The organism is uncultured Anaerococcus sp. (assembly GCF_963510915.1).
Taxonomy (GTDB): domain Bacteria; phylum Bacillota; class Clostridia; order Tissierellales; family Peptoniphilaceae; genus Anaerococcus.
This window is the reverse complement of the sequence record NZ_CAUPHG010000086.1, coordinates 1-6476: the sequence shown is the minus strand read 5'-3', so window position 1 is coordinate 6476 and position 6476 is coordinate 1. Positions and strand designations below refer to the sequence as shown.

Below are 6476 nucleotides of genomic sequence, written 5' to 3'. Positions count from 1 at the left end.
TATTTATCTTATGTAAATTTTTGAGAATTGACCCAAACTAGTATATAATTAATAGGAAATGAGAGGTTAAGAATGAAGGAAGAAAATATACAAAATAAAAAATGGAATTTAATACTAAATATTATCTGGGATTGGGTTAAAACTATTATTATTGCCCTAGCTATTACTTTTTTTGTTAAGGCTTTTATAATTGATGCAACAAGGGTTGCTGGTAAGTCTATGTTAAATACTCTCCATGATGGAGATATTCTAATGCTTAATAAAATTGGAAAGCACTTTAGGGATTATAAGAGAGGAGAAATTGTAATTTTACATGCTCCAGATTATCCTAATAGGCTTTATGTAAAAAGAGTTATTGGCACTCCTGGGGATTTGATTGAATTAAAAGACGGTGCTGTTTATGTAAATGGCGAAAAACTAGAGGAAAAATATGTTTCAGTTGATGAAACACTTGCTAAGACTGATCAAACAAGTTGGGTTTTAGGCGACAAAGAATATCTGGTTTTTGGTGATAACAGGGCTAATTCTAATGATTCAAGAGATTTTGGAAAAATTTATAAGGAAGAAATTGTAGGTCACGCATTTTTGAGGGTATATCCTTTTGCTGATGCGGGGCTTATTGATAACAATCCTTATGCAAATTAATTAGTAGGAGATATATGACAAAGAGAAAAGAAAATATTAGAAATTTTTCTATTATTGCCCATATCGACCATGGTAAGTCGACTCTTGCTGATAGACTTATTGAAAAGAGTGAAAATATCAGTCAAAGGGATATAAAAGAGCAGATGCTTGATGATATGGAGCTTGAGCAGGAACGTGGTATTACAATTAAATTAAAATCAATCAAAATCCATTACAAGGCCGGTGATGGCAAGGTTTATGACCTAAATTTAATTGATACTCCAGGACACGTTGACTTTAATTATGAGGTGTCTAGGTCTCTAAAGGCTTGTGAGGGTGCGATTCTTGTTGTTGATGCTAGTCAAGGCGTTGAAGCTCAAACCCTAGCAAATACTTATTTAGCCCTTGAACAAAACTTGGAGATTTTGCCAGTTCTAAATAAAATTGACCTACCAAGTGCTAGGGTTGATGAAGTTAAATTAGAAATTGAAAATGAAATCGGACTTGATACTGAAAATGCACCACTTGTATCAGCTAAAACCGGACTTAATATCGAAGATGTGCTTGAAGATATAGTTAATAATATTCCAGCACCAGAAGATCATGATGATAAGCCACTAAAGGCTCTTATTTTTGATTCCTATTACGATTCATATGTGGGAGTAATATGCTACATAAGAGTTTTTGAAGGTGTGGTTCGTCCTGGAGATGAAATTAAGATGATGAATACCGGCAAGGTTTTTGAAGTAAACCAAGTTGGTTATACATCTAGGGGCAGGGTTGCTACTAAGGAATTAAGATCAGGCGACGTTGGTTTCATTGAAGCATCTATCAAACAAGTTAAGGATGCGAGAGTTGGCGATACTATTACCACAGTGGAAAATCCTACTGATAAACCGCTTACAGGTTATAAGGAAGTCCTACCTATGGTTTATTCTGGAATTTATCCGGCAGAGGGTGAATCTTTTGATAAGCTAAGGGATTCCTTGGAAAAACTCCAGGTAAATGATGCTTCCTTAGTATTTGAGCAAGAAAATTCCCAAGCCCTAGGTGTTGGTCTAAGGGCAGGTTTTCTTGGACTTTTACACATGGATATCATTACCCAAAGACTTGAAAGAGAATATGACCTTGATATCATAGCTACAGCTCCATCTGTAATCTATAAGATAAAGCTAAAGGGCGTGGAAAATGAAAAGGAATTGCAAAACCCTAATGATTTTCCTGATCCAACAGAAATCCAATATATTAAGGAACCTGTAACTATTTCAGAAATTATCACTCCAAAAGATTATATCGGTCAAGTAATGGACCTTGCCCAATCTAGACGTGGCGAGCTAATGAATATGACATATATAGATGAATCTAGGGTGTCAATTAAGTACAAAATTCCTTTAAGTGAAGTAATTTACAACTTCTTTGACTCTTTGAAATCAAGGACCAAGGGTTATGCTTCTCTTGATTATGAAGTTACTGACTACCAAGTTTCAGACCTTGTTAAGCTTGACATCTTGATTAACGAGCAAAACGTCGATGCCCTTTCTCTTATTGTTCACAGGGATAATGCCTATACTAGGGGTCGTGGTATCGTTGAAAAACTCAAGGATGAAATCCCAAGACAACAATTCGCAGTGCCAATCCAGGCGGCTATTGGCGGTAAGATAATAGCGAGAGAAACTGTAAAAGCTCTTAGAAAAGACGTTATCGCTAAGTGTTATGGTGGAGATATCTCAAGGAAGAAAAAGCTTCTTGAAAAACAAAAAGAAGGTAAGAAGAAGATGCGTCAACTTGGAAATGTTGAAGTGCCACAAGATGCCTTCCTATCAGTATTGAAATTAGATGACGAATAAAAGTAAAAGGATGTGAAATTCACATCCTTTTTTGCTCTTTAAATATAGAAATAAATATGAAAAATAGGTAAATACCAAGGCTTAATAAGACAATGTATTTGAAATCTGTTACTGGATAGTAAGTCGCTGTATTAAATCCTTTTATGGCTATAATCCCTAGGAAAAGCGATAGGGGTGCTCCTATTAGAAGGGTTTTTATTGGTAGACTTATGGCTTTTTTCCTAAATTTTTCTATCAAAAATAATATAAGTGTAAGACCAATAAATCCTATTATAGATAGTCTTGCGTAGAATCCTAAAAACAACCTTGGAAGGAGGGTTTGATGGATTTCTCCAGAACCAATTACCATGTTTGGCATGGATTCGTGGTTTTGGTAGAGAACGGTTTTTAAATTCTCCTTGCGGAAAGTTAAAGATTTTCGCAGCCTTCTTTTATTAAAAATCTCGTCATATTTTGTACTATAAGCATCAAGGTAGATGGCGTCTTCTGTATCAGTGTAATCAATTCCACTTACCTTGTCAGCAAACTCTACAGTATATATTTTATCATTCCTATAAACTTTATATAAGTCCTTGTCATACTCAATATGTCTTGGAGTATTTAGGTAGGAGATGATAAAAATAAGGATAGATCCGATTAAGGCGAGAACTGCCAGAGTAAAGTACCTGGTTTCTTTTTTTATCCTTCTTTCGACAAAATCAAGTGGCTTTGTATTTTTACTTTCAATTTCAATTTCCTCGTTTAAAAGATTTTCGCATTCAGGACAAGTTTTCAAATGCTCTTCGACGAATGTTTTTGATTCATTGCTCAAGAGATCTTCCTTATATAAGGGAAGTAAATCTTTTATTATGTTACAATCACGCATTCTATTCCTCCAATCTTAGTTTTAATTTTTCCTTGGCCCTGTGGTAGACAACGCAGGCCCAATTTTGATTTTTCTTATAAATTTCACCAATTTCTTCAAAAGACAAGTCGTTAAGTCTTAGTTTTACTACATCCTTGTAAGGATTTTCAAGACTATTTATAGCTTTTTCTAAATCAGTTAGTTTTTCTTTTTTTAATAAATCTTTCTCAAAAGATTCAAGTTCCTTGTCAAAATCTTCTATTTGATCTGTAAGATAAAGCATTTTATTTTTTTTATAGTAGTTATAATAGGTATTCTTGCCTATTTGAAATAAGTAGGACTTCACTTTAGAATCTTCAATAGTTTCTATATTTTTCATTGCTCTAATAAAACTTTCTGAGCATATATCCTGGGCGACTTCTTTATTTTTGCACAGATACAGCAAAAACTTATACAAGTCGTCAAAATATATCCTATAAATTTTTTCTATATCCATGACCCCTCCTTCATATAGTAGACAAATAACTTAATCATATCTTACAAAATTTTAAAAAAAATTCCATTATTGTATAGTATTCCTAACAGACCAAAGGAGAAGATATGGATATTAAAGTTGATTTTACTGATTTGTTAATAAAAACTGACAGGCTAATATTAAGGGCTTTTAATGATAATGATTTGGAAGATTTTTACCAATATGCCAAGACACCCGGCCTTGGTGAAATGGCTGGTTGGCCTCATCATGAAAATCTAGATTACACTAGGGAAGTTTTAGAAAGATTTAAAAAAAATAAAAACGTCCTTGCTATAGAAATGGATGGCAAGGTAATCGGATCTATAGTACTTCGCCCAGTGGATGAGGATTTTTATAAAGAATTTGAAGGTAAAAAGGCCAAGGAGATAGGTTTTGTATTAAGTCCTGCTTACCATAGGCAAAAAATTATGACAGAAGCTGTTAGGGCTATGATGAAATATGCCTTTGAAGATTTGGGTCTTGATTATATTTCTGCTGGATACTTTAGAAATAATTTTAAGTCCAGGGATTTTCAAAAGAAACTTGGATTTACTTATTATGGTAGCCATATTGTAAAAATTCCTCTTGGAATTTTGGCGCCCGTTCATCAAACAATTTTTACAATAGATGATTACCGCAACAATAAAACTGGACATGTAGAAGAAAAAAAGCCTGTCAAGGCTAGCGAGGAGTTGGTATTAAAATCTGATTGTGAAATTATTAAACGCTTATATTTTGAAAAGGGAAATGAATTTGTACCTAAAAACACTGAAAATTCCTATTATATTGTTGTAATCGAGGGAAGGGTTAGGGTGATTTCTGATAAGAAGGAATACACTTATTTTCCAGCAGATGCCCTTAGGATAAAAAAAGGTCAGGATTTTAAAATTATAGCTAGGTCTACTGCCAAGCTCGTACTAATAGAGGTGACTGGCAAAGATGAATAAGGTTGGTGCCTATATCCACATTCCTTTTTGCGAAAAAAAGTGTTATTATTGCGATTTTGCCGCCTTTCCAAACCTTGAAAAGTGGATTGAACCCTATGTAGAAAATTTAATAAAAGAGATAAGACTCTATAGGGAGAGGATGGATGTGGTTATTGATTCAATCTACATCGGTGGGGGAACCCCTTCTTATATCAACCCAAGCCTTATAGAAAAAATTGTTAGTGAACTTTTTAATTTTAAGTCTGATATCGAGGAATTTACCATAGAAGCAAATCCAAAATCACTTGATATGGAAAAATTAAAAATTTATAAAGATTTAGGAATCAACAGGATATCCCTAGGAGTCCAATCCTTTGATGATAAGGTTTTAAAAAATATCGGCAGAAACCACACTAGGGATGTGGCCATTAGGGATATTGAAATGATTAGAGAAGCAGGCTTTGAAAATCTTTCCTTTGATCTCATGCTAAACCTACCTGGCCAGGATTTTGAAAGCGTAAAAAGAGATTTAGAAATGGTAAAGATTTTAAAACCTAACCACATTTCTTGGTACTCTTTGATTTTGGATAAGGGTTCCAGGTTTTATGCTCTTGAAAAAGATGGCAAGCTAGACCTTATGGATTCAGATATCGAAGTAGAAATTTTTTCTTACCTAATAGAAGAACTTGGGAAAATCGGACTTAACCGTTATGAAATTTCTAATTTTGCTAAAAAGGGATTTGAATCATTTCATAATAAAAAATATTGGAATGAAGAAGGATACTTGGGCTTGGGACTTGCTGCCGCAGGTTTTCTTTCTAATTTACGATACAATAATGTAAAAAATCTCGCTATTTATGACAGACTTTTAAAAGAAAATAAACTCCCAGTCATAAATAAAGATTTTGTAAGTAAAGAAGAAAATGAAAAAGAATATATAATTTTTAAGCTGAGGGAAGTAGAAGGAATAAATCTTGCAGAGTTTAAGCAAAGATACGGTGTGGATTTCCTAGAAAAATACAAAAAAGAAATTGAAAAGTTTCTTGCAGATGACTTTTTCATTATTGATAAGGATATTAAATTCACAACTAAGGGGATGAGCTTGTCTAATGAATTTTTTGTAGAAATTATTTGATTCGATATTTCTTTTAACTTTAAGTTATAAGTGCTAGAAGTTTATAAAAATTAAGAATTTTTAATTTTACTTGACAATAAATTCTAACTTAGTATATTATTATTAGCAGTCAGATGTAAGGAGTGCTAAAAAGGAGTGAAAGACTTTGAAAGATAGAAGAATGCAGATACTTTTCACTATCATAAATTCTTATATCTTGGGAGGAGAGCCTGTCGGTTCTAAGTCTTTGGCTGATGATTATTCATTTGATGTATCAGCAGCCACAATTAGAAATGACATGAGTGACCTTGAGAAAAAAGGTCTCTTAAAAAAGGCCCATACTTCAAGTGGTAGGCTCCCATCAGACAAGGGTTATAGGTTTTTTGTAGATTATTTACTTGAAAATGGTCTAATCGGTGAAAAGCTAAACCCAGACTATACAAGTTTGAAAAAAACATTGGATAAAAGATACCATAATGCTACAGATATAGTAGATTCTGCAACTAAGATTTTGGCAGGGATTACAAATCTAACAGCTGTATCTGTCACTTACAAAAATCAAATCAAATCTATTTCAAATATTGAAATGCTTAGGGTTAATGAGAGA

7 protein-coding genes are annotated in these 6476 nt (G+C 33.3%); 5 read left to right on the top strand and 2 right to left on the bottom strand.

Annotation, left to right across the window (positions count from 1 at the left end):
* Positions 1-72: 72 nt before the first annotated feature.
* Together lepB and lepA are read left to right on the top strand one after the other, a co-directional pair.
* Positions 73-645, top strand: coding sequence for a signal peptidase I (gene lepB / locus RQ893_RS07265; RefSeq protein WP_311482384.1), 573 nt, complete (start codon positions 73-75; stop codon positions 643-645).
* 14 nt (positions 646-659) lie between these two features.
* Positions 660-2471 carry a translation elongation factor 4 gene (gene lepA / locus RQ893_RS07260; protein WP_311482383.1) on the top strand — a complete coding sequence of 604 codons (1812 nt, stop codon included), beginning with the start codon at positions 660-662 and terminating at the stop codon, positions 2469-2471.
* A gap of 19 nt (positions 2472-2490) precedes the next feature.
* Here the strand turns inward: lepA and RQ893_RS07255 are convergent, their stop codons facing one another.
* Together RQ893_RS07255 and RQ893_RS07250 are read right to left on the bottom strand one after the other, a co-directional pair.
* Positions 2491-3336: a zf-HC2 domain-containing protein gene (locus RQ893_RS07255; protein WP_311482382.1), complete on the bottom strand. Its 846-nt coding sequence runs from the start codon at positions 3334-3336 to the stop codon at positions 2491-2493.
* A 1-nt stretch (position 3337) separates the two neighbouring features.
* Positions 3338-3811, bottom strand: coding sequence for an RNA polymerase sigma factor (locus tag RQ893_RS07250; RefSeq protein WP_311482381.1), 474 nt, complete (start codon positions 3809-3811; stop codon positions 3338-3340).
* A gap of 104 nt (positions 3812-3915) precedes the next feature.
* Between RQ893_RS07250 and RQ893_RS07245 the strand changes: the two genes are divergently transcribed.
* The 3 genes from RQ893_RS07245 to RQ893_RS07235 form a co-directional block, all read left to right on the top strand.
* On the top strand, positions 3916-4776 hold the full coding sequence (locus tag RQ893_RS07245; protein ID WP_311482380.1) for a GNAT family N-acetyltransferase: 861 nt from the start codon (positions 3916-3918) through the stop codon (positions 4774-4776).
* Positions 4769-5890 (top strand): radical SAM family heme chaperone HemW, encoded by a 1122-nt coding sequence (hemW, locus tag RQ893_RS07240; protein WP_311482379.1) that lies wholly within the window; start codon positions 4769-4771, stop codon positions 5888-5890. Before RQ893_RS07245 ends, hemW begins: the two co-directional genes overlap by 8 nt.
* 145 nt (positions 5891-6035) lie before the next feature.
* Positions 6036-6476, top strand: a 441-nt coding sequence (locus tag RQ893_RS07235; protein ID WP_311482378.1) for a DeoR family transcriptional regulator, incomplete at its 3' end; no start/stop codon positions are given.

Coding starts and splice junctions, on each gene's coding strand:
- lepB (WP_311482384.1), top strand. CDS start 73: ATGAAGGAAGAAAATATACAAAATAAAAAATGGAATTTAATACTAAAT.
- lepA (WP_311482383.1), top strand. CDS start 660: ATGACAAAGAGAAAAGAAAATATTAGAAATTTTTCTATTATTGCCCAT.
- RQ893_RS07255 (WP_311482382.1), bottom strand. CDS start 3,336: ATGCGTGATTGTAACATAATAAAAGATTTACTTCCCTTATATAAGGAA.
- RQ893_RS07250 (WP_311482381.1), bottom strand. CDS start 3,811: ATGGATATAGAAAAAATTTATAGGATATATTTTGACGACTTGTATAAG.
- RQ893_RS07245 (WP_311482380.1), top strand. CDS start 3,916: ATGGATATTAAAGTTGATTTTACTGATTTGTTAATAAAAACTGACAGG.
- hemW (WP_311482379.1), top strand. CDS start 4,769: ATGAATAAGGTTGGTGCCTATATCCACATTCCTTTTTGCGAAAAAAAG.